The following is a 25,976-nucleotide window of genomic DNA, read 5'->3' on the forward strand; positions in this document are numbered from 1 at the left end:
GATCGGGCGTCAACGATTTGCAGTATGTCTACATCAGACGGAGTTGTTCAGCGCCCGGGAGACCACCCGGCCGGCGGCCTGGACCAGCGGGGCCAACGCCACCGGGTCCGCCCGGTCCTGGGCGACCACCAGCGAGATCGCCGCCACCACACCCTCCGGTACGCGGATCGGTGCGGCCACCGAGAGGGCGTCCATCGTGACCTGGCGGTCGCTGACCGCGTACCCGATCCGGCGCACCTCCGCGAGGCAGCTACGCAGCCGTCTCGGGTCGGTGATGGTCATGTCGGTGTACCGCTCCAGCGGCGCAGCCAGCACCTGCTCCTGAACCTCGGCGGGCGCATGGGCGAGCAGGACCAGCCCGACGCCGGTGGCGTGCAGCGCGAAACGACCCCCCACCCGGGTGAGCACCGGCACCGCGTGGCGCCCGGCGATCCGTTCGATGAAGACGAGTTCGAGGTCCTGCCGGACGGCGAGTTGGACGTTCTCGTGGGTCACCTCGTACAGGTCCTCCATGATCGGCAGGGCCAGCTCCCGGAACCCCAGGCCCCTCGGGGCGAGCGAGCCCACCTCCCACAGCCGCAGACCGATCCGGTACCGCCCGTCGTCGCCACGTTCCAGCGCCCCCCACGCGAGAAGTTCGGCGGCCCGACGGTGCACGGTGGGCAGGGGCAGCCCGGTGCGGCGGGCCATCTCGCTCAATGTCAACGCCGGGGTGGCCGGGCTGAACGCGTCGAGCAGCGCCAGCACCTTGCTCGTCACCGACCGTCCCGGCTCTGCGCGCACCCCGTCATCATCCCCGCCCGCGCCGGACGGTCACAGCTCCAGCACGAGTCGGGGCGTACGGGCCCGGGAGACACAGATCATCATGGTGTCCCCGGCGGCCCGCTCCTGCTCGGTGAGCAGGCTGTCGCGATGCTCCGGCACGCCGTCGAGCACCGGGGTCTCGCAGGTGCCGCAGGTGCCCTCCCGGCAGGACGAGAGAACCGGCACGCCGGCTTCCTCCACCGCCTGCAGGATCGGCGTGCCCGGCGGGACGGTCACCGTCCGCCCGGAGATCGCGAGTTCGACCTCGATCGTCGTCTCCGGCGCCCCGGTGTCGCCCAGGGAGGTGAAACGCTCGACGTGCAGGCAGCCGGGTGGCCAGCCCCGGCAGTGCTCCTCCACCGCGCTGATCAGCGCTTCCGGGCCGCAGCAGTAGACGAGTCCGGTGCCGGGGTGGCCCAGCAGACCGACCAGGTCGAGCAACCCGGTCTCGTCCTGCGGGTGCAGGCTGACCCGGTCGCCGTACCTCTCCCGCAGGGTGGTGGCGAAGGCCATGCTGGCACGGCTGCGGCCCCCGTACACCAGCAGCCAGTCGGCGCCCGCGGCGTCGGCGGCGGCGACCATCGGTGCGATGGGGGTGATACCGATGCCACCGGCAATGAAGAGGTAGCGCCGCGCCGCGACCAACGGGAAGGTGTTGTGCGGTCCGCTCACCCGGACGGTCGCGCCGACGGTGAGCCGCTCGTGCACCAGTCGTGAGCCGCCACGTCCGTTGGGTTCGCGCCGCACCGCGATCCGCAGTACGGAGCGGTTCGCCGGGTCGCCGCAGAGGGAGTACTGGCGGGCCAGCCCGGCGCTCAACTCCAGGTCGATGTGCGCGCCCGGCGTCCAACCGGGCAGGTCACCGCCGTCCGCGCGGCGCAGACAGATGGCCACGACCTCGGCGGCCACCTGTTCCCGGGCGGCAACCACCAGCTCCGCACCGGTCAGAACGTCCCCTGTCACTCGCGCATCGCCAGCCGTCTCGGCTGCCCGGGCACCGGCACGGCGACGCCCTGGTGCCCCTGCGGGTGGGCGAGCAGCCAGTCCCACAACTCGACCGGCTCCTCGGCGAGACGCTCGGCCCCACAGTGACAGATCCCGCGCAGCGTGTCGGTGCCCGGCACCCAGTGGATCCGGTAGACCCGGTCCCCGCTGAGGGTGCCTGCTCGGGAACTCACCGCGCCGCTCCCACCGTCCCCGACCCGACCATCCGGGCCAGCAGCCGCCGGGCGGCCAGGCCGCCGGTGTCGATGTTGATGCTCAGCTCCTGATACCGGTCGGGCTCGGTCGCGATCACCTGCTCCAGGATGTTGAGCGCTGTCACGTCCTGCATGACCACTGTGTGGTTGCTGTGGTGGAGGTACTCGCTGACCGACTCGTCGTCGATCGCGAAGTCGCGCGCCACGGCCCAGAAGTCGTAGGTGGTGTGCTCGGTCGACGGGGTGATGGCGTACACGATCTCGGCGTGGAACGCTTCGTGGTCCTCGCCCTCGGCGGGCGGATAGACACCCTGCGGCGCAATCCGGCTGTGCAGGAGGTAGAGGCAGGGCGGGTGGTACTCGATGTCCTGCCACCGGGTGATCCGGCCCTGGATCCCGGTCGAGCGCGCGTAGAACGGCGGGCACTCGGCGTCGTCCATGTGCCGGCTGACGTAGACGATCCCCCGGTCCTCGTCCACCTCGGTGGTGATCGGGGTGTTCGCCACCTCCGGAGTGCCGATGTAACCGCCATGCAGGTAGGTCTCGTGGGACAGGTCCAGGAGGTTGTCCACCAGCAGGCCGTACCGCGCGTTCAGTGGCGCCATGCCCCGCACCACCGCGTAGCGCGGGTCGGCGAGCCACGGCGCGCGGGCAATCGCGGCCGGGTCGGCCCGGTCCAGGTCGCCGATCCAGACCCAGATGAAGGAGTCCTGTTCCACCACCGGGAACGAGACCACCCGCGCGGTTCGCGGGATGCGCTGTTGACCGGGTACGAAGACGCACGCGCCGGTCGGGTCGTAGGTGAAGCCGTGATAACCGCAGACGATGGTGTCGCCGTCGAGCCGGCTCTCCGACAGTGGGAAGCGCCGGTGCACGCACCGGTCGGCGAGCGCCACCGCCTTCCCGGCACCGGTGCGGTACAGCACCATCGGCTCACCGAGCACCGTGCGGGCGAGCAGGTTCCGCCCCACCTCACTGCCGTAGGCCGCCACATACCACTGGTTACGCGCGAACACCATGCGACCGGACCTCCACGCAGACGGACGTCGATGGATCCGGATCGTCCCGTGCGGAGTCTCCTCCCAGGAACCAGAGCTTTCACTGAGTGGAAGGTCGACACTCGCGCCGGAGGGGTGTGGCTGCCGTACCGGCGGCACGGCAGCCACACCCGGGCGTCACCTGCTCTGCTTCTCCTGACACGGCACGCAGAAGCGGGCGTGCGGGAGGATTTCGAGCCGCTCGGCCGGGATGCTCCGGCCGCACCTCTGGCAGGCGCCGTAGGTGCCGTCGCTGATCCGGTTCAGCGCACCGGTGATCTGCTCGATGTTCTGGCGGGTGGCCACCAGCAGCGCGGCCTGGTTGTGGGCCTCGCCGGGGTCGCCGGTGTCCGCGTTGAGCTCGGTCAACTCCCGCAGCCGAGCCGTCTGGGTGGCGAAGTCGTCCGCCAGGGACGCTCGTAGGTCAGCCAGCCAACTCTGGTCGAGAGTAGGACGATGATCGACGCTCATGATCTGCCTTTCAGGAAAACGGGTGGGAAAAACAAAAAGGGCCGAAGCTTGGATAGCTTCGCCCTGGCGGTCGTTCTGGGTATGCAACGACTCCGCAGGTGGGCCTCGGCCGGTTCGCATCGGGCACGACGGTGTGTGCGCGGACACGGTGTGCGGTGCGCGGACAACCGGCACCCGCATGTCGGCCTCGGGGCGTGTGGCCGTCGGCACCCGCACAGCACCGCCCACCGCCACGTCAGTGGCGGCGGGCGAGCGGAAGGTCACCGGCGGCATGCCCCAACCATAGAGTGGCGTTGCCCTAATGCCAACGTTCAATGATGCTCACTGTTGACCGGTTGTCAGCTGGGGGTGAGGAGGCAGAACTCGTTGCCCTCAGGGTCGGCGAGCACCCGCCACGGGACGTCCTGCCCCAGCTCGATGGGGGTCGCGCCGAGACTCCGCAGCCGGGCCGCCTCGACCTCCGGGTCGTCACCGGGGTACGGACGGACGTCGAGGTGGACGCGGTTCCACCCGCTCTTCACGTCTGGGGTTCGGACGAACTCCAGGTAGGGGCCGACGCCCTTGGCGGAGCGCAGTCTCGCACCCTGATCGTTCACCTCGTGCAGGGTCCAGTCCGTGGCCTCGCTCCAGAACCGGGCCATGGCTCGCGGGTCGGCGCAGTCGACCACCACGGCGGCGATCGGTCCCGTGTCCCGGTAGACCGCCCTGGGCTCCAGCACGCAGAACTCGTTGCCCTCCGGGTCGGCCATGACCGTCCACGGCACGTCACCCTGGCCCACGTCGGCGGCGGTCGCGCCGAGCTCCGTCAGACGGGCCACCACCTGCTCCTGGTGGGCCGCCGAGGTGGTGGCGAGGTCCACGTGCACGCGGTTCTTCACCGTCTTGGGCTCAGACGAGACGATGAGGTCGATACAGACAGCGACCGGGTCCGGGTAGACGAAGCCCTCGGGTTCGAGGTTGGTCACGCCGGGTCCCTCACTGGAGATTTCCCAACCGAGCGCCTGCGCCCAGAAACCGCCCAGCGCGGAGTCGTTCCGAGCCTTCATGTTGATCTGCACAAGCCGCGTCGCCATGCCGCGATGCTAGGGCCTGTGCCCACGTCTCGCTGACCGTCGTAGCCGCCTACCGCACTACCGTCCGCGATCGTCCGGGAGTTGCTCCTTCGTCAGGTGGAGCAGCCACCCCTCGCCGGTGCGGATGAGCGCGTATCGCCGGCGACCGGTGCGGCCGTGCAACGTGAACAGCATCCGGCGGTCGGTGCGATCATGCTCTTCCCAGGTGCCGATGTCGGCGATCGACTTGTCGACGTCCTCGTAGGTGAGGTGAGCGAGGTCGTGGTCGGGCACGGCGATCGCGAGCCGGTTGTCGCCAGGGCTGTCCGGTAGACCGCGGGGCACCGCCCACGAGCGCAGCACACCGTCCTCCTCAAGCCGCAGGTCGAAGTGCGGTCGTGGTTTGCGGTGGTGGTGCAGGACGAAGGCGGGTGCCACTCCCCCATTGTCGGCGCAGGCCGGCCCTTCCGCCTGTCAACGCGACCACCTCACGAGACCTGGTACGCCTTCCAGTCCTCGGTCGGCGTGAAAGGAACCGGCACGGGCCGCTTCGTCACGGTCGTCAGCTCGATCCGCTGGCCTTCGGCCGCCGACCGCAGCAGGCTGGTCATAATTTCGAGTACGTGCAGTGCGACCTCGCCGTCAGCGCGCGGGGCACGCTGATCGTCGGCCCTGACCAGGTCGATCAGGCCGATGCCCCGGGAAGCCTTGGCGTAACCGGCCTGCGGTTCGAGAGCGCGCCAGTCGGTGCCGCCGAGCGGGAAGAGGCGGACCTCACCGTCGAAGTAGTTCGGGTCGGGCACGGCGAGCGTGCCGGCCTCGCCGTGCACCTCGATCGGTGCGGCCGTCGTCCGGACGCCGTCGAAGCTCGTCGTGATGGTGGAGAGCGCACCGTTCGTGTGCTCGAGCACGCCGGTGAGGTGGGTGTCCACCCCCACCGGGATCCGCTGGCCGGTGCGGGGGCCCGAGCCGATGACGCGCTCGGCGCGCAGGCGGCTGGCGGCGCCGGTCACCGACCGGACCGGCCCGAGCAGATGGATGAGCGCCGAGATGTAGTACGGCCCCATGTCCAGCATCGGGCCGCCGCCCGGGGCGTAGTAGAAGTCGGGATTGGGATGCCAGCGCTCGTGCCCCGGAGTGACCATGACGGCCGACGCGGACATCGGGCGGCCGATGAGCCCGCCGTCGATCGCCGCCCGCGCCGTCTGCGTGCCCGTACCCAGGACGGTGTCCGGCGCGCACCCGACGCGGACGCCGGCCGAAGCGGCCCGTTCGATGATCGAGCGGCCGTCCGGGAACGTCACGGCGAGCGGCTTCTCCACATAGACGTTCTTGCCGGCGTCGATGGTGTGCAGCGAGATGTCGGCATGGGCTGCGGGGATGGTCAGGTTGAGCACGGTCTGCACGTCCGGGCGGGCGAGCAGCCGCTCGACGCTCATCGCCTCGGCTCCAGCAATCGTGGCCGCGACCTCGGCCGACCGGGAGGCGTCGAGGTCGGCCACCGCGACGATGTCGATCTCGGGATGGTCCGCGAGGGTGTCCAGGTACGCGCGGGAGATGACCCCGAGACCTATGACGCCGACGCGGTGCGGGTCGCCCACACCATCCCCCTCTCGATCACGGTACGGACATCCGCGTGCTCCAGCACGTCGAGGCTGTGCCCCGGGGTCGTCACGACGACGCGCCCGGCACCCCACTGCCGGGTCCAGATGGCCGGTGAGGTGACCGGCCGATGCCACGGATGCCACGCCTGCGTCGGGTGGGTGGTCACGGCCAGTACGTCGATCAGGTCATCGTGCAGCACCCAGTACTGTTCGGTGACCAGGTCGAAGTCCTCGATGCCCGCAGTGATCGGGTGCTTCCGGCCGAGGTCGGTGACGCGCACCGTGTGCGGCAGGAAGTTGTCCTCCGGGCCACCGTGACGCTCACACGGCTCGAGGCCCGGATGGGTCGCGAACTGGCCGCCCACCAGGTGCAGGTATTCGGCTGACGCGCGGAACGAGTCGACGATGCCGCCGTGCCAGCCGGTGAAGCCCGTGCCGGCGATGACCGCCGCGCTGAGGCCCGCCACCTGGTCCGCGGTGATCTGCGACATCGTCATGCACTGCACGACGAGGTCGGTCTCGGCCATCTCGGTGGTGTCGGCGTAGATCTCCGTCGACTCCTCGACCCGTACGGCATAGCCGCTACGTTCGAGGAAGGGGAGGAACAACTCCGTCGCCTTGACCGGCTGGTGCCCCTCCCAACCGCCCCGAACCACCAGTGCTCTGCGCTGCGCCACCGTCGCTCCCTCCCACGGCCGTCGTCACCGGGCTGGCCGCTCCCGCCCCGACGACGGATCGCCGATGCCCAAACGTGCCGAGCACCGAAACCGTACCCGTGGTCGCCGACAAAGCCGACGGACGGCGGCTGCCGGATTCCACTCTGCCCGGTCGGCTTGGCCCGCAGCACGAGCGACACCGGTCCTGGACCGGGGCGCGGAGGTTGCGGACGGGTCGGAGCGATCGCCGCCCGCGCCGACTCCGTGGCGAGCACCCCGATGCGCGCAAGGTCGTGAGCGCCGCGGCGGGGACGCCACGGCGCTCACGACCGGCACCGGCATGATGCCGACCACCGCTGATCATGGGCGCGGTGACAGAGCGCCTGTCGCGGATCAGCCGCTACGGCGGTTACCCCACTGGCGGGGGCTCTGGACCGAGCCCCGGCCGGTGGGGTTCTGACCCTTTCCGAACGGTTGAGGTGAGGCGGCCTTGCCCTTCGCGCGTCGGGCAGCCCGATTCGCGGGAACGGCAGGCGGATCGGTCTCACCCTCGGTCTCGGCCGTGGTTGAGGTGTCGGCTGCCGCCGCGTCGGCGTCCTGGGCGGGCTCAGGCTCCGGCATCGGTTCTCCTTGGATTGGTGGGGTCCTGCGGGCCATCGACGGCCGGCGGACGCGGACTGATCGACGCTGGGGCGCGCGCCTTGACGGTAGCGCAACGCCAGGCCCGACCGCGTGGTCCCCCGCTCCAATGGGACAGCCGTTACCTGCTGCCTGGCGGCGCGGACCGGGCCCCGGGCCGCAACCGCATCGCCGCAACTGGATACTTCTTCTGGCCCGATCCGATGGGCGCCCGTGCCGAAGCTCGCCATGATCGCGCGGCCAGAGTTGCGGCCCAGTATGCGGAGGTGGGTATTGGGCCGTCCGGAGAAGCCAGTGGACCCGGCGGCGGGCCCGGTGCAACGGTTGGCGTGGCAGCTACGACAGTTGCGGGAGCACGCGGGCAACCCGAGCTACCGGCTCCTGGCTCGGCGCGCGCACTACTCGGCCAGCACGTTGGCGGACGCGGCGAAGGGTGACCGGCTGCCGACGCTGGAGGTGACGCTCGCGTACGTTCAGGCCTGCGGCGGCGACCCGGCCGAGTGGCGGGCACGGTGGTCGGCCATCGCCGAAGCGGCGGCCGCCTCCAGCACCGCCGAGACCATCGCCCAACGCTGCCCGTATCAGGGGCTGACGGCATTCCAGCCCGAGCAGGCGGAGCTGTTCTTCGGCCGTACGGAGCTGGTCGAGCGGCTGCTGGCACGGGCCGATCGGCGGTGCCTGACCGCGGTCGTCGGGGCTTCCGGAAGCGGCAAGTCCTCGTTGCTGCGGGCCGGTCTGCTGGGAGCCATCACCGCCGACCGTGGGCTCGCCCAGCGGTGGCAGACGATGTTGTTGACGCCGACCGAACGCCCGCTCGAGGCGTTGGCCGCCGAGATCGCGAAGTTGACCGGCCAGGACGCCCCAGAGATCCGGAAGGAGCTGGCGGCGGATGCCGCCGCGCTCGACATCGCGGTGCGGAGCGCACTGGCAGGCGGCCCCCCGCAGACCCGCGCGCTGCTGGTGGTGGATCAGTTCGAGGAGGTGTTCACGCTCTGCCCCGACAAGGCGGAACGCCGCCGGTTCATCGAGGCGCTGCTGGACGCCGCGCAGGGGGCCGATCGCCGCACGACTGTGGTACTCGGGGTACGCGCCGACTTCCTCGCCCACCTCATGCAATATCCGGACCTGGCCGTCGCGCTGGAGGACGAGGCGCACCTCCTGGTGCGGCCGGTGAGCGCCACCGACCTGCGGGAGATCATCATTCGGCCCGCCGCCCAGGTCGGCATGGGCGTCGAAGCCGACCTGGTCAGTACGGTGCTCGCCGATGCCGCCGACGAGCCGGGCGCTCTGCCGCTCGTCTCGCATGCGCTCCTCGAGACGTGGCAACGACGAAGCGGGGAAACCCTCACTCTGTCGGCCTATCAGGCGAGCGGCGGCGTGCGCGGGGCGATCGCCCAGACCGCCGAGCGGGCCTATGGCGACTTCGGGGCAGCCGAGCGACAAGCCGCTCGCCGGGTCTTCCTGCGGCTCACCGCATTGGGCGACGGTACCGAGGACACCCGGCGGCCCATCATGCGTACCGAGCTCGACGGCATCGCCGATGAGGCGGTCACCGCCCGAGTTCTGGACCAGCTGGCCGAATCCCGTCTGGTGGTCATGGGCGACGGCACCGTGCAGGTGGCCCATGAGGCGCTCATCCGGGCCTGGCCGCGGCTGCACCGATGGCTGACCGATGATCGGGCGAACCTGCTGATCCACCGGCGTCTCACCGAAGCCGCGCAGACCTGGGCGACGCTCGACCGTGATGCCGGAGCCCTGTACCGGGGAACCCAACTCCTGGGCGCGCAGGCCCTGGCCGAGGACCGTCCGGAGGAGCTCAACGAACTCGAAAGCTCCTTCCTGCACGCCAGCTCCACTCTCGCCGAGTCCGAGCAGAACGCCGGCCGACGTCAGGCCCGCCTGTTCAAGCGTCTCGTCGCAGGCATATCCACCCTGCTCGTACTCGCCCTGCTGGGTGGCGCCGTCGCGGTACGACAACGCCAGGACGCCCGCCGACAGCAGGTTGCCGCGCTCTCCAGCGAACTGTCGCTGCAAGCCCGATCCCTGCTCGCGACCGATCCCGATCTGGCCGGCCTGCTGGCCGTCGAGGCCGATCACCTCAACTCCAACACCGAGACCCAGGGCAGCGTGCTGAGCGCGGCGGCCGCGCCCCGCCGCACCGAACTCAACGTCGGCGGGCCCTCCATCTACACGGTCGCGTTCAACCCGGACCATTCCCTGTTGGCCTCCGCGGCCGGTGACGGCACCATCGGGTTGTGGGACCCCGCACGTGGCGAGCGGATCGCCATCCTCTCCGGCCACACCGGTAGGACCTCCGACCTGGCCTTCGCGGACCACGGAAGGCTGCTCGCCTCCGTCGGGATCGACAAGTCCATCATCATCTGGGATGTCGCGACGCGCCAACAGAAGACCCGGTTGACGGAGAACAGCCTCGGGTCGGGCATGGCCTTCAGCCCGGACGGGACCAAGCTCGCCGTCGGCCTCACGGCCGGCACCGGCGCCGACGCGAATGCCGGCCGTGCCGGCGACATCGCCCTCTACGATCTGCGGACCACAACTCGCACAGTGCTCCGCGAGCACCGGAGTCCGGTCAGATCCCTCACGTTCAGCCACGACGGCGCGATCCTTGTCTCCAGCGACGGGGTGGAGCACCCGGCCGCTTGGCGTGTGGCGACCGGCACCGTGTTCGCCAGACTGTCCGCCCAGCATGTCTTCTCGGTCGCCTTCGGTCCCTCGGGGTATGTCCTCGCGGGTTCCGCCGACGACCACGGGGTGTACCTGTGGGATCTTGCCACCGGCCAGCCGGTCCGCCTTCCGCCGTTACCGCTGGCCGGCCGCTACGCATGGACCATCTCCGCGCCCACCGACAGCAAGCTCGCCGTGGCCGACGAGAACGGCGCGATCACGATGTGGGACGTGCGACGCCGCGAGTCCCTGCAGACCTTTCAGGACCGCGGCCGCACCGAAACGGTGTCCGTCGCACTGAGCCGGGACGGGGCGATGCTCGCCTCGGCCGGCTTCAACGGAACCATCGTGCTCCACAATCTGGAGGACGCCCCGTTCAGCGGTTTCGCGGCACAGGTCAAAGACCTGAAGATCAGCCCGGACGGAACACGTGTCGCCTCGGCGGGCAGCGACGGCACCGTCCGCCTCTGGGACACCGACGGTGAACAGGTGGCCGTTCTCAGCGGGCACCCAGACGAGGTCCAGGCCGTCGCGTTCAGCCCCGACGGGCTCCGGCTCGCCGCCGTGACCCGGAACAACACCGTCACGATCTGGGATCTCCAACGTGGACGACACGCCACCCGACCGATCGTGTCCAAGGGAGTCGGTGCGTCCACGGACGTTGCCTTCGATCCTGGTGGCCGTCTCGTCGCAGCCGCCACGCTCGGCCCCTTCATCTGGGACGTCGGGGATATCAACAACCCGACGGACATCACAGCCAGGTTCCCGGCGCAGATCGTCACGTCGCTGACCTTCACCCCGGACGGCCGCCGTCTCCTGGGCGCGAGCGTGGGCGGCTTCGTCAACACGTGGGACGTCACCACCGGCAAACTCCTCAGCCGAGTGAAGAGCCAGCAGGGCACAGTGCAGGACATCGCTGTCAGCCCTGACGGAGCTCTGCTCGCGACCGCCGGCGACAGCCGTAGCGTCAAGCTCTGGGATGCCGTGGCCGGCAGCGAACTCGCCGTTCTGCACGGCCACACCGCACCCGTCCAGGTCCTTGCCTTCAGTCGCGACGGCCGCAGGATCGCGTCCGCCGGTGACGACCGGACCATCATCATCTGGGACACCGTCACCCAGCAGCGGGTTACGACCCTCAGCGGCCATGGTGCGAGAGTCCGCGGGCTCGCCTTCACTGCGGCCGGAACTCTCATCTCCGGTGCCGAGGACGGCCGAATTGTCCGCTGGTCGTTCGATCTCCGCGCCGCCAGGGCTCAGATCTGCGCCAAAGCCGGCCGTGCGCTGACCCGGCAGGAGTGGGCGAGGCACATCCCCTCAGAGCGGTACGACCCTTCCTGCGGCTCACCGCCGAGTCGCTGACTGAGCTGCCCAACGTCCTGAGGTTTGTCCGACGTTGTTTGTCCGGCGCCACCGCCCTGTTGGACAACCTCGCGTCGAACCAGCCTGACTCCAGGACACGAGCCGTGCGGTGGATGTCCTGCCAGGAGTCCGACTGCCCGGGGAGAAGCCCAACGGGGGTCCCGGGCATCGGACGACACCGCGATGAGGGAGAACTCGATGAAGCGTTTGGCAGCACTGCTCGCATTGCTCGTGACCGTGCTCGCGGGCACGCTCGTCGTCGCCAGCCCTGCCCACGCTCGCAGTCAGCCGGAATGCGAGTCCTACGACGTCGTCAGCAACCAGGCCGGTTATCAGGTCGCCGCACCGGTCGGCAAGTACGGCGTCCTGCCGTGCTCGCTGGTCTGGGGCGACGGCGGACCGGGCACGGGCGCCCTCCAGTCGGCCCTGAACGACTGCTACCTCGCACCCGCTGGCAAGGCGCTGCTCAGCGAGGACGCGGCGTTCGGCCAATTGACCTTCAACGCGCTGAAGTTCGCTCAGAGCAAGGCGGGCATCAGCGCGGACGGCCAGTTCGGGCCGCAGTCACGCGCGTCCCTGAAGTTCCCCGCCTACCAGGGCGGAACCTACGGAACCCGTACCTGTGCCCGTCTCGGCCGTCCGCTGCCGTAACTGCCGCCGGATAGGCCCCGCCGGCGGTGACAGCGCAAACGTTGTCACCGCCGGCTCGCCGATCCCCACGCTGCCGATCGTGGTCCTTCCCGGGCTGTTACGTCGGGACGACCGTCAGACGGCGGTGCGGGACCACTGCTGGTTGGTGCCGGTGTTGCACGAATACTGCTTGAGAACCACTCCGTCCGCGGTCGCCGCGGCCGGCACATCCACGCACTTGTTGCTGTGTCGTGCCCGGAGCTGGAAGTAGGCGCCGTTGGTGAGCATCTGGAACTGCTGGTTGGCCCCGGTGCCGCAGGTGTACTGGACGAGCTCGGCGCCGTCGGCGGTCGACGCGTTGACCACGTCGAGGCACTTTCCGCTGTGCCGGCTGACGATGCGCCAGTAGCCGCTGCCGGCGTCCTGGAACTGCCACTGCTGCCACGCACTGCCGCCGTAGGTGTACTGGCTGACGCGAGCGCCGTTGGCGGTGTTCGGCTGCTGGACGTTCATGGCCTTGCCGCTGTGCCGCGCATCGATCCGGTAGAACGTCCCCGTCGTGGGCGGAGGCGTCGTCGGGTCGCCGCCGCCGATGGTGTCGCCATAGGCATAGCGGATCCGGTCGGCGCCAGAAGTGTTGCGGATGGTCAAGTTGAGATCGGTGCCACTGCCACTAAGGGCGAACATCGAATACCAGTCGTGACCGGAGCCGGAGTTCTTGCCGCCGATGGCGGGCCAGTAGGTGCCGCCCATTTGGTTGTCACGCATGACCTGAGCCATGGCGCGGATGTGGCGCACGAAGTTGTCGGTGCTGTTCGCGTCGGCGTAGTTGAGGCCGTTGTCCATGGGCCCGCCGAACTCGGTGGCGACCGCCCGGGAGGCACAGTTGCCCAGTCGCGTCTGCATGTGACTTCGCCAGGCGTCGTAGGTCATCGAGCCGTAGAAGAAGGCGTAGTGGTGGAAGGACAGCAGCGTGCTGTTGAAGCGGCTGTCGTTGCAGATGTCGCGCAGGTCCTGGCTTGCGCCAGTGCCGCCGATGAGCACCCGGCTGGGCACGGCCGAGTAGTGGGTGCTGAGCCAGTTGGCTGCTATGTCGCGCCACTGTGCCGAGCTGTAACCGCCTGGCTCGTTCATTGGCTCGAAGTACACGTTGGTGTTTGAGCCGTAGGCGCTGGTCACGCTGGACCACATCGTGTTCCACGCGGCGAGGTTGGCGATCCTCGCGCCGGAGGAATGGTCCGTCCAAAAAGTAAGGATGACCTTGAATCCGCGGGCAGTAGCGGCGTCAATGGCACCCCGGTAGGCGTTCCACCAGGTGGTGTTGGCCACTGTCTGAGTGTTGATAGGCAGCCGGACGGTGTTGATCCCCATGCTGAGGGCCATGTCGTCGTAGAGGGCGTTGGCCTTGGCCTGCACTGTCGCGTAGCCGTCGGACTGGCTCAGGCCCTGCACGACGAGCGGGCTGGTGCTGAAGTTGTCACCCAGTTGGGCCCAGTTCATGCCTCGGAACTGGTTGGTGGCAGCGGCGGCGGGCGACGACGCGACGACGACCACGCCGCCGACCATCGCCGTCATGGCGGCCACCAGGGCGATCAACGTCCGGCGCATCGACCGGCTGATCCATTTCATGCGTTGTCCAATCAATAGTTCGTGCCTCTCCGGGCCCGACATCTCGAGGGGGTCAGCTGGTCAGGCGGAAGGTGGCGTCGGCCCGGCTCTGCGCGTCGGGGACCGGGTCGAGTCGCAGCAGGTAGGCGTAGTGCCGGAGGTAGCGGTCCGGGTGGCTGTAGGACTGGAACGACGTCCACGAGGAGTTGGCGAGACCCGCGACCTGCCGGAAGGTGGCGTCGGCGGCAAAGGTGGCGGTGCCGTCGTTGGCCTCCAGTCGGAAGTCGTACCCGTAGTGGCGCAGGTAGTGGCCCGGGTAGTTGACCGACTGGATGGAGACGGTGCCGGAGCCGACGAGGCCGGGCACCAGCCGCCACTGGCCGTCCTGCGCCGGGCTGACGTTCGGGTCGATGCGGACGTCGTAGTCGTAGTGCCGCACGTACCGGTCCTGGAAGTTGTACGACTGGATCCGGTTGACAGCGGTGGCGGGCCAGCGGGCGAGCACCCGGCTCTGTTCGGCGGCGGTCAGGTTGAGGATCGAACCATGCCGTTTCTTGGTGCCACCCATCGAGTACGAGCCGGACGCCGGCAGTCGGTAGCTGCCCGGGCTCGACGGATCGGTGGTCAGGACCGGCAGGTAGCCGCGTCCGCTGGAGTACTGGTCGAGGTAGAGGACCCACTCGTTGCGGGCATTCACTTTCATCCACATCGGGCCCTCGACCTGCGCGCCGGTCAGCCCGATGCCGGAGAGGTTTCCGAGGCTGGTCCAGGTACCGAGGATGGAGTTGCTGCCTTCGATGCCGATCTGGCCGTCCCGGGAGGCCCGGACGAAGCGGTAGGCGCCGACGCCGGTCGGCACCTCGACGATCTGGGTGTCGATGATCTCCTGGTTTCCGGGCCGGTTGATGTAGACCTGTGGCGCGGTGACGCTACGGAAGTTCGTCGTCCGCGCGTAGTAGATGCGGTGCTTGGTCGCCCCGTTGAGTGGGACGTTCGTCGCCCAGTAGAGGACGTAGTCATTGGTGGCGGGGTTCCAGATCGCCTCCGGCGCCCAGGCGTTGCGTCCGTCCGGGATCGCGCCGGCGACGTTCAGCAGCCAGGGTGCCGACCAGTTGACCAGATCGGTGGACTCCCACACGACGAGGTTGCGGCTGCCGTTGTTGATCGCGGACGACCAGTCCTGGCCGCAGCCGATGCACAGGTCGGTGGCGATGATCCAGTACCGGTCGCCGTTCGGCGAGCGGACCAGGGCGGGGTCGCGCACGCCGCGGGTGCCGACGGTGGACCGCAGCACCAGCCCACCGTTGTTGAGGTCGTTCCAGCGGAGGCCGTCGGTGCTGTGAGCGAGGTAGATCTGCTGGTCGGTCGACGACTCGCCGGTGAAGTGCGCCATCAGGTAGCCGACGGTCGGGTCCAGCGCGGCCGCCTCCTTCGGTGTCGCCGCCGACCAGGTGGTGAACAGCAGACAAGCGGCGACCATGACCGCGCAGAGCCGGGCGAGGACTCTCGACATGTGTCATCTCCTTAGCGCAGGGGCTTACCGGTCAGCTACAGGGCCGGTACGACGGGACGGATGGTGCCGTCGGTGTTGAACTCCATCCGGTCGATGGCGGTCTCGCGGTTGGTGCCGTTGCCGGCCGGAACAGCGAACCGGTGGTAGGCGATGTACCAGGTGTCGCTGCCGGGAGCCCGGACCACGGAGTGGTGGCCGGTGCCCTTGATGCCCACGTCGAGGCGCTTCTGCAGCACCACGCCGCGCTTCGTCCACGGCCCGAGGGGTGAGGAGCCGGTGGCGTAGGCGACCCGGTAGTCCTCGCTGCGCGTGTCGTTCTCCGACCACATGAAGTAGTACAGACCGTTGCGCTTGAACACGAACGGCGCCTCGTTGTAGCCCGACGGGGTGATGACCCGCGCCTGCGCCGCGTCGAAGGAGACCATGTCGGCGTTCAACCGCACCGCCCGCGCGACGCCCTGCCCCCAGTACAGGTAGGACCGCCCGTCGTCGTCGGTGAACACCATCGGGTCGATCGTCTGCCCGCCGGAGAACTGGTCGCTGCGGATCAGCGGTCGGCCCAGGGCGTCCCGGAACGGCCCGGTGGGGCTGTCGGCTACCGCCACGCCGAGCTGTTTGGCGGTGTTGCCGCTGGCCGCGCCACCGCTGAAGTACAGGTAGTAGCGGCCGTTGGCGCTGGCCACCGCCGGTGCCCAAGCCGAATTGTCCGCCCAGGACACGTCCGGTCCGTGGTCGAGGATCACGCCGTGGTCGGTCCAGGTGACCAGGTCGGTGGAGGAGAACGCCTTGTAGTAGGTGCCGGCCCAGCTCGCGTAGCCGTCGGTGGTCGGGTACAGGTAGTAGCGGCCGTTGAACACGGCGATGTGCGGGTCGGCGAAGAGGCCCGGGATCACCGGCCCCTTGGTGGTCCTGGGTGACCAGGGCACGACGAGGCGGAAGGAGCTGTCCGCCCGGAAGGCGGCCGTGTCCTGGTAGGCGTCGAGCCAGAGGGCGAAGTCGCGGTGCCGGATCCGCCGGGTCGGGTAGTTGTACGAGGCGAGCGCCACCGAAGCGCTGACCGAGCCGTCCACAGCGCAGAAGGTGGCGTCGGCCCGGAATGACGCGTCGCCGGTGTTCGGGTCGACCCTCAGCCGGTAGTCGCGGTGCCGCAGGAACAAGCCAGCCTTCGTCTGGAAGGAGTAGCAGGCCGGCGACGCCAGGCCGTTGACCACGGTGAAGGTGGCGTCGAGCTTGGTCTGGTTGGCGCTGCCGGAGGTCACCGGATCGAGCTGCCCGAGGTAGTCGATGTGGCGTATGTACCGTCCGGCTTGGTTGACCGCCTCCAGCGAGACGGCGCCGGTCGGCAGTGTGGCGGCGTGCGCCGACCCGTCGGCCACCACCACGACAGCAGCTGCGGCCACGGCGGAGAGCACGAGGAGCGCACGTAGGCGGGCGGTGGATGCTTTCGACAGCGATGCCGCTGTCCTGCGCCGTGGAACCACCGCCCCAGCCCTTCTCGCAAGATCATCTATGTTAGCGTTAACACATCCGGCAGTGTCCGGGCCGAGGCTGGGAGGCCCTGGCGACGGGTTTGAAGTCTTCGCATACGTGCCTCTGGCCGCGTCGCGACACAGGCACAATGTGTTCGGTTCGTTAAGCTCGCGTTGCGGACAAGTGTTAGCGATCGCATCCACGAGTGTCAAGGCATCGATCGCCGCCGCTCCCCCGACACCTGACGAAGCCGGTTGTCACGCTCGACCCGCATCCTGAGCGCCGTGATCCCCGAGCACCTCACGCACCTGCATGAGCGCTTATGCGGACCTCACGGTTATGCCGATGGGGCCTCCGGAGAAGTCTCGTCCCGCTCAGGAACGTGAGGCACCCGGGCCATCGGTATTGCGACGCCGGGTGAGCCGGGCAACCCGCCGTCGTTGCCAGCGGCGAGGGATCGTTGGCGTGAGATGACGCGCGGATCGCGCATGACAGTGAGTCGTCACGTTCTGTACCAGTACTCTTCCAACCTTTGCGGCGCCGTCACCGTCGCATTCGGCGCATCATCGACGCCTGCCGCAGGAAGGCGCTCGGCACTGCACCAAGAGGGCTGTCGCCCGATGGCATGATGCAGCGATGCTCCCTACCCGCCGTTCCCTTCATGACCGCGTCGCGGCGTCGTTGGACGCCTGCGCCGACGGTGAACTGTCGGCGTTGTTGCAGGCCGCGTCACCCGTGGGTGTAGGCGTGGGAGGCGGCTCTTCGATCGCCGATGTCGATGGCACGCCCGTGTTCGTCAAGCGGGTTCCGATCACCGACCGGGAGCTGGATCATCCGCACAGCACGGCGAACCTGTTCGACCTGCCGGTCCGTTGCCAATACGGCATGTACCGCCTGGCCGGTCCGGGCTTCGGCGCGTGGCGCGAGCTGGCCGCAAACCAGAGCGTCACCGAGGGCGTCCTCGCCGGGGAGACGGAATCGTTCCCGCTGTTGCACCACTGGCGGGTGCTGCCCGGCCGCCCGCCGGTCGCGCCCGAGCACCTCGACATCGACGCCGTCGTCGCCCAGTTCGGTGGTAACCAGGCCGTGCGTGCCCGGTTCGAAGCGCTGGCGGGCGCGACCGCGAGCCTCGTGCTGTTTCTCGAATATCTCCCCGACGGATTGCCCCGCTGGCTTGACGACCCGGTCGGCAGAGCCGCGACGGTCGAGCGGCAGCTGTTCGAGATGGTGGCGTTCCTGTGTCACCGCGAGCTGCTGCACTTGGACGGACACTTCGGCAACATCAGGGCCGACGACGACCGGCTCTACCTGGTCGACTTCGGGCTCGCCACCTCACCGCGCTTCGACCTGTCGGACGCCGAGCGCGACTTCGCTGCCCGCAATGCCGGTCACGATGCCGACTACGCTTCCATGCGGCTGGTGAACTGGCTGGTCACCTCGGTGTGCGGGGTGCCCGTGCCGGCCGACAGCGGTCCCATCGCCCGCGACCAGTTTGTGCGCCGATGTGCGACCGGAGACATCCCACCGGACGTGCCGCCGCCCGTGAGGGAGATCATCGCCAGACACGCCCCCGCAGCCGCCCGGATGAACGACTTCTGCTGGCGCCTGTTCGACGGCGACCTTCACGCCGAGTATCCCGGCAGTGAAACCACGGTCCGGATCAATGCGGATCGGGCAAGTTGAGGAAGCGGACAACACCCTCCTCTCGGCTCCGGACGTCGTCGGGTCGACGAGCCCCTCGTTGAATCGAGGATTCCTGTGTGCAGCCGACCTGCTGGCTCGTCGGCGAGCCAGCGGGTGGCGTCGGCATAATCACAAGTTCTCCAGGAAGGCGACGATCGTGTCGGTGGGCTGGTAGCGCCCTGGAGTAGTGCCGAGCGGCGTGGTTCGGGCCAGCGCGCGTTCCTTGAGTGCGAGGTCGGCGTGGATATAGATCTGGGTTGTGGCAACGCTTTCGTGGCCGAGCCAGAGGGCGATGACGGTGGTGTCGACTCCGGCGTTCAACAACCGCATGGCTGCGGAGTGGCGCAGGACATGCGGGGAGATCTTTTTCTCGGCGAGGGTCGGGCAGGCCAGTGCGGCGGTCGCGGCGTGCTTGGTTACTCGCCGTTCGAGCGCGTCCCGGGTGATGGCGGTGCCCGAGCGGGTGGGGAACAGTGGGTCGGCGGGTACTCCGCCGCGGTCTTTGAGCCAGTTCTTCAGCGTGGTGACGGTGTCCTTGGTCAGCGGCGTGATCCGCTGTTTGCGGCCTTTGCCGATGCAGCTGACGTGCGCTCCGGTGCCCAGGTGTGTGTCGTGAAGTTTCAGGGTCGTCAGTTCCGTCGCGCGCAGGCCGGTCTGGATGGCGAGGGCGAGCAGCGCATGGTCGCGCCGCCCGGTCCAGGTCCCTTGGTCGGGGGCGTCGAGCAGGGCGTCGATCTCCGGGTCCGTGAGGTAGGTGACGATCGCACGCTCGAAGCGTTTGGTCGGGATCGCCAACACGCGCTGGATGACGGCCGCGTCCTCGGGGTGGCGCAGAGCCGCGTAGCTGAACAGGGAACGGATCGCGGCGAGGCGGGCATTGCGGGTGCGGGCGCTGTTGCCGCGCCCGGTTTCCAGGTGATCGAGAAACGCGCTGATCATGGCGCGTCCAGGTCGGCTATCTGCAGGTTGGAGGGTGCCCGGCCGGTAGTGGCCGTAGCGAAGGTCAGCAGGAGTTTGAAGGTGTCCCGGTAGGCGGCGGTCGTGTGGCTGCTGGCGTGACGCTGCCGGGCCAGCCTGTCGGTGAAGAACGACTGCAGGGTGGGACCGAGGGTGCTCATGCGGCTGCTCCGGTGTTGAGGTGGCGTTCCAGTCGCTCGCCGGCCAGGGCGAGCAGCTCCGGAGCTGCCGAGAGGTACCAGTACGTGTCTTTCGGCTTGACGTGCCCCAGGTAGGTCGACAGGCGCGGCAGCATCGCTTGGACGTCGTCGCCGTTGCGGTAGGCGTCCAGCAGCGTCGCGACGGCGAAACTATGCCGAAGGTCATGAACCCGCGGCCGGCAACCCGCCGACCTGGCCGTCACGCCGGCCTTCTTGGCGATCTGTCGGAACGTTCGGCCCACGTTCGGGCGGTCCATCGGGCCGCCCGAGGACGAGACGAACAACGCCCTGACCACCGTCGCAGGGACGAACTGTTCGCGGGCATGCCGGTAGCGCAGTAGCGCGTCGATAGTGCTCGGGTGCACGGGCAGCAGCCGGGACTTGCCGAACTTGCCGTCCCGCACTGTCACGATGCCCTGTTGCGCGTCGACGTCCTGATCCTGCAGAGCCCGTCTCGCCGATCCGCATCCCGGTCACGGCCAGCAGTCCGAACAATGTCGGATAGACGAGGGCATGGAGCGGGAACGGCAGCTGCCGAGCTGTCGTTACCAACGCCTCGATCTGAGCAGGCGAGTAGAGGTACGGGGTTGCCCGGCTCGATCCGTAGCGGATGAGCCCGGCCGGAGGCACCTCGTGGCGAGGATCGCGGGCGTGCAGGTAGACCGCGAACGGGCGGACCGCGTTCAGCCGTAGAGCGTGCCACCAGGGGTCCCCGGCCGGTGCGGTCGCCCATGCGATGGCATGCTCGACAGTGACCGTGTGGGCGTCTTCGTCGTGCAAGTAGTCCAGGAACTGTCCGAGGAGCTTTCCCGCGCGTTCGAGTTTGTAGCCCAAGGCCCGGCGGACGGCCAGGTAATCGGCGAGGGTCTGCCGCAGGGCGCTCATGCGGCTGCCTCCGGCGTCGGCCAGGGACGGGCGACGCGACGCAGTCCTTCGATGTCGACCTTGGCGTAGATGGCTGTCGTTGCCGTGTGCTGGTGGCGCAGCACCTGACCGATCTCGGTGAGCGAACCGCCGGCGGCGAGCATGGCGGTCGCGGCGCTGTGCCGCAGCCGGTGTCCACGGACGATTCCGAGGCCGGCTTTACGAGCGGCCGCCGCGGCGACGTTGCTGACCGCGTCGGGGCTCATGGGCCGGTATGGGCCCCGGGCAGAGAGGAACACCTCCCGATGTGCACCCGCCTGTCGGCCGTCCTTCAGATACGCCACGATCGCGCCGCCCGCGTCACCGGGCAGCGGCAGCCGCTCATAGCGGCTTCCTTTGCCCATGACCATGACCTCGCCGCGGCGCCAGTCGATGTGATCGAGCCGCAGGCAAGCCACCTCACCGGAACGCAGGCCCAACCGGGCAAGCAGCTTGAGGATGGCCAGATTGCGACGCCCCACCGCAGTGGCTAGGTCGCAGGTCGCCAACATAGCGGCAACCTGCTCCGCGGGCAGCGCCTTGGGCAACCCGGCCAGTCTCCGGCTGTTGGCCGCCGGCACCGCGCTGGCCAATCCTGCCGAAACGACGCCCTCAACATGCAGGAAACGCAACAGGGAACGCAGCGCAGTGACCGTCGGTGGAACCGACGCCGGCCGGACCTGGGATTCCGCGACAATGAAGGCGGTTACATCCTCAGCAGTCAGCGACGGCAGATCCAGCCCACCGCGCTCCGTCAGGCTCACCAGGAACGGGCGCACGAGCTGTGTCCGCAGCGAGACCGTCGGCTGCGCCAGGCCCCGCTCCTTGGCCAGATAGCCAGCGAACCGGAGGAGCAGTGCATCGACCTCGCCGACAGGCGCCTGCTCCGGTGACCTGATCACACCGACGCCGCGAAGGTAAGCCAACGCTGACGCGAATGAGCTGACCCGCAACCGCGTCTGACGGCCTCTTGCGTGACGTTCAACCAGGAATTCTTCGATCAGCCCTTCGCTCAGTACGCCGGCCCCGAGTGCGCGGGTTTCCAACCAGCGACTCAGATGTCCCACGTGCTGGCGGTAAAGCGTCACGGTCCCAGCCGCGTAGCCCTGAGCGGCCAACACTGCCGCGAAGCCGTCAACGTGCGGCATCAGCGGCCCGGACATCGGCACGGCATCACTCGACATGTTCAGTCCCCTCCCTCGTCATCGACAGGAGGAGGCAACCTCGCCCGATGATCGGCTTATGCCGACCTGTGAACCATCGAACACCAGGAATATGCGGCTGCCCGCTGGTCAGTTCGGCATAACCACCAGGTCCGCATAAGTGCCGTTATGCCGAAGTCGGCATAACGGCACGAAGCCGAGCAGGTTGAGCCCTCGCCAACGGGCCGCGTCGCCGGCGGCCGGATCGTCGCGGTTCAGGCCGATACCCCAGATCCGGTCGAGCGGGCTGGCCTCCACCAGGACCCTCTGCCCGCTAGCCAGCAGAAATGCCCGGAGCGCCGGATTCTGGTCGAATTTCGCACGGTTGCCGGCCACCACGATCGCAAAGCGGTGTTCGCTCCAGGTCTGCTGATCGAAGCCCGCGACGCGTCCTCCCAACGCCTTGGCGGCATGGGGATGCGGCGCGGCAAGGATCTGTTCCGCCATCGCGCTGTCGCCGAACAGGGTGGCCTTGCGCCACATCATGTAATGCTCCGCGGTGGCGAATCGCAGCTTGTCGACTGTGAACGGGGTAGGCCACCACTGGCTCAGGCAACCTGATCCGACACCCCCGTCACGCTCGGGCTGGTGCCCCCAGAAGAACAGGAACCTGACCCGATGACCCTGCGCCTGCGCAGCGGCCAGATCCTCGACGCTACGAACCGATGCCAGCATGATGGCGAGTGTGCGGCACCGACGCTCCGCGTACCCCGCATTTTCGTCCGCAGCGAACGGCTCCGCGCTGCCAGGCTGGCGCGCCCGAGTGAGCGGCGCACCGGGGGCATCCGGAGCGCCGCGACTCGATTCCCCTCCGCGTGGACCGCCGGCGGTGGCCGGCCAACGGACACTATCGATTCGAGCCGACGCGACGCCGAACAACCGGTGACGAAGCATCGACAGACCTGGGTCGACCAGTCATCGGACTACCATTCGGCCATGGACGACACCACCCGCGGCGTACGCATCAGACACGGTGGCCCGGCCGACGCACCTGCCGTACTGGACATGCTCGACTCCGCGGTGGTCTGGATGAACGACCGCGGCAACACCGAGCAGTGGGGCACGACGTCGTTCTCGAAGAAGCCCGAGAGGGTTGAACAGGTCGACCGGTACCTGACCGAGAGCCTCCCGTACATCGCGGAGGTGGACGGGACGCCGGCCGCAGCCCTCGTGTTGGATTCGGGGCCCGACCCCCGGGTGCCGATCTCGCCTGCGGAAGAACCGGAGCGGTTCGTCCGCCTCCTGGTCTCCGACCGACGATTCGCCGGCCGGAAACTCGGGTCGGCCCTGTTGGCGCACGCCGTCGAGGAAACCCGGCAAGCCGGCGTGCGACTGCTACGGGTCGACTGCTGGGCGGGCGGCGGTGGCGAGTTGGTGGCGTACTACGAGCGCCACGGGTTCACACCCACCGAAACCTTCCTGGTTGGATCCTGGCCGGGGCAGGTGCTGGCCCAACGGGTCGACTGAGCCCCGCGCCGTCTGCCACCGAGGGTGGGGCGGGCCATCGGAGCGATATTCGGGCGTCTCGCCCGGCTGCGTCCACTAGCGTCCCGCCTCATGGCGAACACCACAGTACGCACTGAACGCCTCGAGCTTCGCCCGGTGCGGGACGAGGACATCGACCGGATCCTGGAGTACCGCAACCTGCCGCAGGTCACGCGCTGGCTACTCCGTACGCAGGTCGACCCTGCGTCCTTCCGCACGGCCTGGCGACGCGCGGCCGCGGACCCCGACGACCACAGCATGGCGGCCACCCTCGACGGCGTGGTGATCGGCACCGTCTCGCTCGACGTCGTCGACGGCATGGGTCAACCAGGCATGCCACCACGGACCGAGGCCCACCTGGGCTACGTCTTCGATCCCGCCTACGGCGGAAACGGGTACGCGACCGAGGCCGTGACCGCTGTGGTGGCGTACGCATTCGACCGGCTGGGCGTTCGGAGAATCACCGCCGGTTGCTTCGCGGACAACCTCGCCTCGGTGCGAATCCTCGAGAAGGTCGGCATGCATCGTGAACAGTACGGCGTCGGCGATTCCTGGCACGCCGAACTGGGCTGGGTCGACGGCTGCACCTACGCCCTCCTCGCCGAGGCACGGCATCGAGAGGGACCACCGCCGGAGCACCCGGCCGCGTCCATGCCGGTGCCGCGAGCGCAGTGAACCTACGGCGTCACGGTTGGACGACCCGCGTGGTCGCGGCGGCGAGAAGGCTAGCCGCTGGTGGACTCCAGCTGATCGAAGGCCATGCTCCACCACGACTTCGGGTCGGCGAACGCGGACGAGTCGACGCCCATCAGTTCCTCGCGGATCGCGGCGGCGCGGGCAGCGCGGGCCCGACCGCCCGGGTCCGTGGCGATGAGCCCTCCGAGCCGGTAGAGGAACTCGACGAAGGCCGCGAAGGTCGCGTTGACCGCCTCGAAGTTGGGGGTCTCCAGGTCCAGCAACACGACGGCGCCGGTCAGCGCGTCGAGGCAGAAGAGCAGCTGCAGGTCCTCGGGTGAGCTGCCGAGGACGATGTGGATGCGCGGGCTGGCCTCGCCGATCTCGATCTTCAGCTTGGAGAACAACTCCAAGCCGGACACGTCGACGTCGACGGTGAACAGGATCGGCACGTCGACCGGGATGGCCCCGAACGGCGGGAAGACCTCTGGCGTCAGCGGGCCGAGGACGTCGTCGAACCGGTCGACCGGGAAGTAGATCATCCCATCGGCGCCCCAGAGCGCCGTGAGCTCCTCATGTGTCGCGGTCAATCGTCCGCCTCCTCGTCATCGTCACCGGGCGTGGTGAGACCGTGCTCGTCGAGGAAGCCCCACCACTCGTCGTCGTCGAAGCCGACTTCGCCGTAACCGGCGCCGAAGACGTAGTAGGCGAGGAACGAGTCGAGGTCCGGCGCGACGTCGAGGAACATCTCACGCATGAACCACTCGTCGGTGGTCTCCGCCGGGAAGTACCAGACCGCGCCGGTGTCGCGTCGCATCAGCAGCGGCTCGTCGTTCAGTGTGCCGATGACCAGCCACTCGGCGGGTTCGTCGGCGACGCCGGTGAACTCGGGCATCTGCTCGAGGTAGTACTGGATGTCGTCGAGATCCGCGACAGCGGGCAGGTCGAACGCGCCGGCCAGGATGCCGTTGGCGGTCCCCAGCAGCTCCCGGACCGGCTGCGGCAGCTCGGCGGGAATCTGGTCGGCCGGAGCGCCCTCGTTGATCTGGGCCCACGCCAGCGTCGCCGGCTGGTCCGCTTCCAGGTCGGTACGCAGCTCCGCGATGAGCTCCCGCAGCTCGGGATTCAATCCACTACCTCTATTCGGATCGGTGTGCCGTCGGGCAGGTTCTTGATCTGTTGCCAGATTTGCCCTCCGACATCCCAGTTTGTCTGACCGTGCAGGAGCTTCAGATTACTAACGTCGTCGGCGCCGCCAAGTTGCAGCTCCCACACATGGTCCGGCTGTTGCTTACGGAGTCGCGCGGCGAGGGCGTTCGCCATCTTCTTGTCGTGGGGCCAGTACTTGTCGAAGATCTTCTGTCGAATGCGCTTCTTGTAGTCGGCCGTGATCTTCTTGTCCCGAGCGACCGGGTTCGCCTGCTTGAACAGCTTGCCCTCGTCGCTGAGCTTCTTCAGCGCGTTCATCTTGCGGTCGAACTGGCCGCGCGCGTGGAACGGCTTGCGTTGCACCTTGATCGTGACCTCGGGCAGGCTGTTGTTGCGCACCACCGGCTTCGCGGCGGCCTTCTTCACCGCTGCCCGGACGCCCTTGCCGACCTTCGGCTTGGCCGCGCCGCCGCGCTTCTTCGAACTCTTCGGCGCCCTGCTAGGCATCGAGGAGCTCCCGAATCACCTGGTCGATCAACAGGCCCACGATCTCCCGCGTGATCATCTGGAAGATCGGAACCTCGGCCAGCGATGCGCCGAACGTGACGACGGCTGTGGCGATCGCCTGCGCCACGGCGAAGGCGAGGATCGCCAGCTGCACTATCACCTGGATCTTCAGCGCGAGCACGATCGCGGCGGCGATGATCAGGCCGGTGCCGATCAGCATCGCGGCCTGGGAGTAGTCCGAGAGGGTTCCGGGACCGCTCTCCGGGTTGGCCCACCACTTCTGGAACGCCTGCATCGACTCGCCCTGGTGCTGCGACCAGATCGCCGCCGCAGCCGTTCCGGCCTGCCCGGAGGCCTCGGCGACCGTGCCGGAGAAGTCCAACCAGGCCTGGCCCATCTCGAACAGCTTTTCCTCGTCGGCCTCGGGCCAGGTGTAGCCGATCCAGCTCAGAGCCGTGATCAGCTCGCCGGGCAGTTGGAGCCCCATG

The 25,976-nt window shown here is 68.7% G+C and carries 27 protein-coding genes; 5 read left to right on the forward strand and 22 right to left on the reverse strand.

The window, feature by feature from the left end; genetic code table 11:
• Positions 1 to 33 precede the first annotated feature (33 nt).
• From ACFYPG_RS04510 to ACFYPG_RS04555, 10 genes are all read right to left on the reverse strand, one after another.
• Positions 34 to 783 carry an IclR family transcriptional regulator gene (locus ACFYPG_RS04510; RefSeq protein WP_387350235.1) on the reverse strand — a complete coding sequence of 250 codons (750 nt, stop codon included), beginning with the start codon at positions 781 to 783 and terminating at the stop codon, positions 34 to 36.
• 30 nt (positions 784 to 813) lie between these two features.
• A complete protein-coding gene (locus ACFYPG_RS04515; protein WP_387350237.1) occupies positions 814 to 1,767 on the reverse strand; it encodes a PDR/VanB family oxidoreductase in 954 nt (317 codons plus the stop codon).
• Positions 1,764 to 1,982, reverse strand: a complete 219-nt coding sequence (locus ACFYPG_RS04520) for a hypothetical protein (RefSeq protein ID WP_355006330.1) — start codon at positions 1,980 to 1,982, stop codon at positions 1,764 to 1,766. The genes ACFYPG_RS04515 and ACFYPG_RS04520 overlap by 4 nt, the downstream gene beginning before the upstream one ends.
• Positions 1,979 to 3,022, reverse strand: a complete 1,044-nt coding sequence (locus ACFYPG_RS04525) for a Rieske 2Fe-2S domain-containing protein (RefSeq protein WP_387350239.1) — start codon at positions 3,020 to 3,022, stop codon at positions 1,979 to 1,981. Before ACFYPG_RS04525 ends, ACFYPG_RS04520 begins: the two co-directional genes overlap by 4 nt.
• 156 nt (positions 3,023 to 3,178) lie before the next feature.
• Positions 3,179 to 3,511: a TraR/DksA C4-type zinc finger protein gene (locus tag ACFYPG_RS04530; protein ID WP_355006332.1), complete on the reverse strand. Its 333-nt coding sequence runs from the start codon at positions 3,509 to 3,511 to the stop codon at positions 3,179 to 3,181.
• A gap of 338 nt (positions 3,512 to 3,849) precedes the next feature.
• Positions 3,850 to 4,584, reverse strand: coding sequence for a VOC family protein (locus ACFYPG_RS04535; protein WP_355006334.1), 735 nt, complete (start codon positions 4,582 to 4,584; stop codon positions 3,850 to 3,852).
• Between the two features lie 57 nt (positions 4,585 to 4,641).
• Positions 4,642 to 5,001: a DNA polymerase ligase N-terminal domain-containing protein gene (locus ACFYPG_RS04540; protein WP_387350241.1), complete on the reverse strand. Its 360-nt coding sequence runs from the start codon at positions 4,999 to 5,001 to the stop codon at positions 4,642 to 4,644.
• 50 nt (positions 5,002 to 5,051) lie between these two features.
• Positions 5,052 to 6,164 carry a Gfo/Idh/MocA family protein gene (locus ACFYPG_RS04545; protein WP_387350243.1) on the reverse strand — a complete coding sequence of 371 codons (1,113 nt, stop codon included), beginning with the start codon at positions 6,162 to 6,164 and terminating at the stop codon, positions 5,052 to 5,054.
• Positions 6,134 to 6,844 carry a ThuA domain-containing protein gene (locus tag ACFYPG_RS04550; protein ID WP_387350245.1) on the reverse strand — a complete coding sequence of 237 codons (711 nt, stop codon included), beginning with the start codon at positions 6,842 to 6,844 and terminating at the stop codon, positions 6,134 to 6,136. Before ACFYPG_RS04550 ends, ACFYPG_RS04545 begins: the two co-directional genes overlap by 31 nt.
• Positions 6,845 to 7,216: 372 nt before the next feature.
• The gene (locus ACFYPG_RS04555; protein WP_387350247.1) at positions 7,217 to 7,444 is read right to left on the reverse strand and encodes a hypothetical protein; all 228 of its coding nucleotides are present in this window, start codon (positions 7,442 to 7,444) and stop codon (positions 7,217 to 7,219) included.
• A 111-nt stretch (positions 7,445 to 7,555) separates the two neighbouring features.
• Between ACFYPG_RS04555 and ACFYPG_RS04560 the strand changes: the two genes are divergently transcribed.
• The gene (locus tag ACFYPG_RS04560) at positions 7,556 to 11,506 is read left to right on the forward strand and encodes a helix-turn-helix domain-containing protein (RefSeq protein WP_387350249.1); all 3,951 of its coding nucleotides are present in this window, start codon (positions 7,556 to 7,558) and stop codon (positions 11,504 to 11,506) included.
• 198 nt (positions 11,507 to 11,704) lie between these two features.
• Positions 11,705 to 12,157 carry a peptidoglycan-binding domain-containing protein gene (locus ACFYPG_RS04565; RefSeq protein WP_387350250.1) on the forward strand — a complete coding sequence of 151 codons (453 nt, stop codon included), beginning with the start codon at positions 11,705 to 11,707 and terminating at the stop codon, positions 12,155 to 12,157.
• 114 nt (positions 12,158 to 12,271) lie between these two features.
• On the opposite strand, the gene ACFYPG_RS04570 is transcribed toward ACFYPG_RS04565, so the two are convergent.
• Genes ACFYPG_RS04570 through ACFYPG_RS04580 form a run of 3 tightly spaced genes read right to left on the reverse strand, consistent with a single transcriptional unit; the run spans position 12,272 to position 16,669 of the window.
• On the reverse strand, positions 12,272 to 13,765 hold the full coding sequence (locus ACFYPG_RS04570) for an RICIN domain-containing protein (protein WP_387350252.1): 1,494 nt from the start codon (positions 13,763 to 13,765) through the stop codon (positions 12,272 to 12,274).
• 52 nt (positions 13,766 to 13,817) lie between these two features.
• The gene (locus tag ACFYPG_RS04575; protein WP_387350253.1) at positions 13,818 to 15,257 is read right to left on the reverse strand and encodes a glycoside hydrolase family 43 protein; all 1,440 of its coding nucleotides are present in this window, start codon (positions 15,255 to 15,257) and stop codon (positions 13,818 to 13,820) included.
• 35 nt (positions 15,258 to 15,292) lie between these two features.
• Positions 15,293 to 16,669: a family 43 glycosylhydrolase gene (locus tag ACFYPG_RS04580; protein WP_387350254.1), complete on the reverse strand. Its 1,377-nt coding sequence runs from the start codon at positions 16,667 to 16,669 to the stop codon at positions 15,293 to 15,295.
• Positions 16,670 to 17,363: 694 nt separating this feature from the next.
• On the opposite strand from ACFYPG_RS04580, the gene ACFYPG_RS04585 reads away from it, so the two are divergent.
• Positions 17,364 to 18,410, forward strand: coding sequence for a serine/threonine protein phosphatase (locus tag ACFYPG_RS04585; protein ID WP_387350256.1), 1,047 nt, complete (start codon positions 17,364 to 17,366; stop codon positions 18,408 to 18,410).
• A 129-nt stretch (positions 18,411 to 18,539) separates the two neighbouring features.
• Here ACFYPG_RS04585 and ACFYPG_RS04590 read toward each other — a convergent pair whose 3' ends face one another.
• The 5 genes from ACFYPG_RS04590 to ACFYPG_RS04610 form a co-directional block, all read right to left on the reverse strand.
• Entirely contained in the window at positions 18,540 to 19,349 is an 810-nt protein-coding gene (locus ACFYPG_RS04590) for a tyrosine-type recombinase/integrase (RefSeq protein ID WP_387350258.1), read from the reverse strand.
• A complete protein-coding gene (locus tag ACFYPG_RS04595) occupies positions 19,346 to 19,528 on the reverse strand; it encodes a hypothetical protein (protein ID WP_387350260.1) in 183 nt (60 codons plus the stop codon). The genes ACFYPG_RS04590 and ACFYPG_RS04595 overlap by 4 nt, the downstream gene beginning before the upstream one ends.
• A complete protein-coding gene (locus ACFYPG_RS04600) occupies positions 19,525 to 20,013 on the reverse strand; it encodes a tyrosine-type recombinase/integrase (RefSeq protein ID WP_387350888.1) in 489 nt (162 codons plus the stop codon). Before ACFYPG_RS04600 ends, ACFYPG_RS04595 begins: the two co-directional genes overlap by 4 nt.
• A 435-nt stretch (positions 20,014 to 20,448) precedes the next feature.
• A complete protein-coding gene (locus tag ACFYPG_RS04605; RefSeq protein WP_387350262.1) occupies positions 20,449 to 21,654 on the reverse strand; it encodes a tyrosine-type recombinase/integrase in 1,206 nt (401 codons plus the stop codon).
• A 108-nt stretch (positions 21,655 to 21,762) separates the two neighbouring features.
• Positions 21,763 to 22,347: an NADAR family protein gene (locus ACFYPG_RS04610; RefSeq protein ID WP_387350264.1), complete on the reverse strand. Its 585-nt coding sequence runs from the start codon at positions 22,345 to 22,347 to the stop codon at positions 21,763 to 21,765.
• A gap of 261 nt (positions 22,348 to 22,608) precedes the next feature.
• Between ACFYPG_RS04610 and ACFYPG_RS04615 the strand changes: the two genes are divergently transcribed.
• Positions 22,609 to 23,139, forward strand: coding sequence for a GNAT family N-acetyltransferase (locus tag ACFYPG_RS04615; protein WP_387350266.1), 531 nt, complete (start codon positions 22,609 to 22,611; stop codon positions 23,137 to 23,139).
• A 90-nt stretch (positions 23,140 to 23,229) separates the two neighbouring features.
• On the forward strand, positions 23,230 to 23,832 hold the full coding sequence (locus ACFYPG_RS04620) for a GNAT family N-acetyltransferase (protein WP_387350268.1): 603 nt from the start codon (positions 23,230 to 23,232) through the stop codon (positions 23,830 to 23,832).
• Between the two features lie 50 nt (positions 23,833 to 23,882).
• Here ACFYPG_RS04620 and ACFYPG_RS04625 read toward each other — a convergent pair whose 3' ends face one another.
• From ACFYPG_RS04625 to ACFYPG_RS04640, 4 genes are read right to left on the reverse strand one after another with little or no spacing between them, the layout of a single operon-like run.
• Positions 23,883 to 24,422 carry an SUKH-4 family immunity protein gene (locus ACFYPG_RS04625; protein WP_355006351.1) on the reverse strand — a complete coding sequence of 180 codons (540 nt, stop codon included), beginning with the start codon at positions 24,420 to 24,422 and terminating at the stop codon, positions 23,883 to 23,885.
• On the reverse strand, positions 24,419 to 24,961 hold the full coding sequence (locus ACFYPG_RS04630; RefSeq protein ID WP_387350270.1) for an SUKH-4 family immunity protein: 543 nt from the start codon (positions 24,959 to 24,961) through the stop codon (positions 24,419 to 24,421). Before ACFYPG_RS04630 ends, ACFYPG_RS04625 begins: the two co-directional genes overlap by 4 nt.
• A complete protein-coding gene (locus ACFYPG_RS04635) occupies positions 24,958 to 25,488 on the reverse strand; it encodes an endonuclease (RefSeq protein WP_357197327.1) in 531 nt (176 codons plus the stop codon). Before ACFYPG_RS04635 ends, ACFYPG_RS04630 begins: the two co-directional genes overlap by 4 nt.
• Positions 25,481 to 25,975, reverse strand: a complete 495-nt coding sequence (locus ACFYPG_RS04640) for a hypothetical protein (protein WP_387350272.1) — start codon at positions 25,973 to 25,975, stop codon at positions 25,481 to 25,483. Before ACFYPG_RS04640 ends, ACFYPG_RS04635 begins: the two co-directional genes overlap by 8 nt.
• Position 25,976: the final 1 nt, after the last annotated feature.

This window comes from Micromonospora sp. NPDC005553, assembly GCF_042871765.1.
Lineage (GTDB): Bacteria > Actinomycetota > Actinomycetes > Mycobacteriales > Micromonosporaceae > Micromonospora.

What these genes read in the sequence shown, in the direction of transcription:
- ACFYPG_RS04525 (WP_387350239.1), bottom strand. Translation starts at nt 3,022, where the DNA reads ATGGTGTTCGCGCGTAACCAGTGGTATGTGGCGGCCTACGGCAGTGAG.
- ACFYPG_RS04530 (WP_355006332.1), bottom strand. Translation starts at nt 3,511, where the DNA reads ATGAGCGTCGATCATCGTCCTACTCTCGACCAGAGTTGGCTGGCTGAC.
- ACFYPG_RS04535 (WP_355006334.1), bottom strand. Translation starts at nt 4,584, where the DNA reads ATGGCGACGCGGCTTGTGCAGATCAACATGAAGGCTCGGAACGACTCC.
- ACFYPG_RS04555 (WP_387350247.1), bottom strand. Translation starts at nt 7,444, where the DNA reads ATGCCGGAGCCTGAGCCCGCCCAGGACGCCGACGCGGCGGCAGCCGAC.
- ACFYPG_RS04565 (WP_387350250.1), top strand. Translation starts at nt 11,705, where the DNA reads ATGAAGCGTTTGGCAGCACTGCTCGCATTGCTCGTGACCGTGCTCGCG.
- ACFYPG_RS04570 (WP_387350252.1), bottom strand. Translation starts at nt 13,765, where the DNA reads ATGAAATGGATCAGCCGGTCGATGCGCCGGACGTTGATCGCCCTGGTG.
- ACFYPG_RS04575 (WP_387350253.1), bottom strand. Translation starts at nt 15,257, where the DNA reads ATGTCGAGAGTCCTCGCCCGGCTCTGCGCGGTCATGGTCGCCGCTTGT.
- ACFYPG_RS04585 (WP_387350256.1), top strand. Translation starts at nt 17,364, where the DNA reads ATGCTCCCTACCCGCCGTTCCCTTCATGACCGCGTCGCGGCGTCGTTG.
- ACFYPG_RS04590 (WP_387350258.1), bottom strand. Translation starts at nt 19,349, where the DNA reads ATGATCAGCGCGTTTCTCGATCACCTGGAAACCGGGCGCGGCAACAGC.
- ACFYPG_RS04595 (WP_387350260.1), bottom strand. Translation starts at nt 19,528, where the DNA reads ATGAGCACCCTCGGTCCCACCCTGCAGTCGTTCTTCACCGACAGGCTG.
- ACFYPG_RS04605 (WP_387350262.1), bottom strand. Translation starts at nt 21,654, where the DNA reads ATGTCGAGTGATGCCGTGCCGATGTCCGGGCCGCTGATGCCGCACGTT.
- ACFYPG_RS04610 (WP_387350264.1), bottom strand. Translation starts at nt 22,347, where the DNA reads ATGCTGGCATCGGTTCGTAGCGTCGAGGATCTGGCCGCTGCGCAGGCG.
- ACFYPG_RS04615 (WP_387350266.1), top strand. Translation starts at nt 22,609, where the DNA reads ATGGACGACACCACCCGCGGCGTACGCATCAGACACGGTGGCCCGGCC.
- ACFYPG_RS04620 (WP_387350268.1), top strand. Translation starts at nt 23,230, where the DNA reads ATGGCGAACACCACAGTACGCACTGAACGCCTCGAGCTTCGCCCGGTG.
- ACFYPG_RS04635 (WP_357197327.1), bottom strand. Translation starts at nt 25,488, where the DNA reads ATGCCTAGCAGGGCGCCGAAGAGTTCGAAGAAGCGCGGCGGCGCGGCC.
- ACFYPG_RS04640 (WP_387350272.1), bottom strand. Translation starts at nt 25,975, where the DNA reads ATGGGGCTCCAACTGCCCGGCGAGCTGATCACGGCTCTGAGCTGGATC.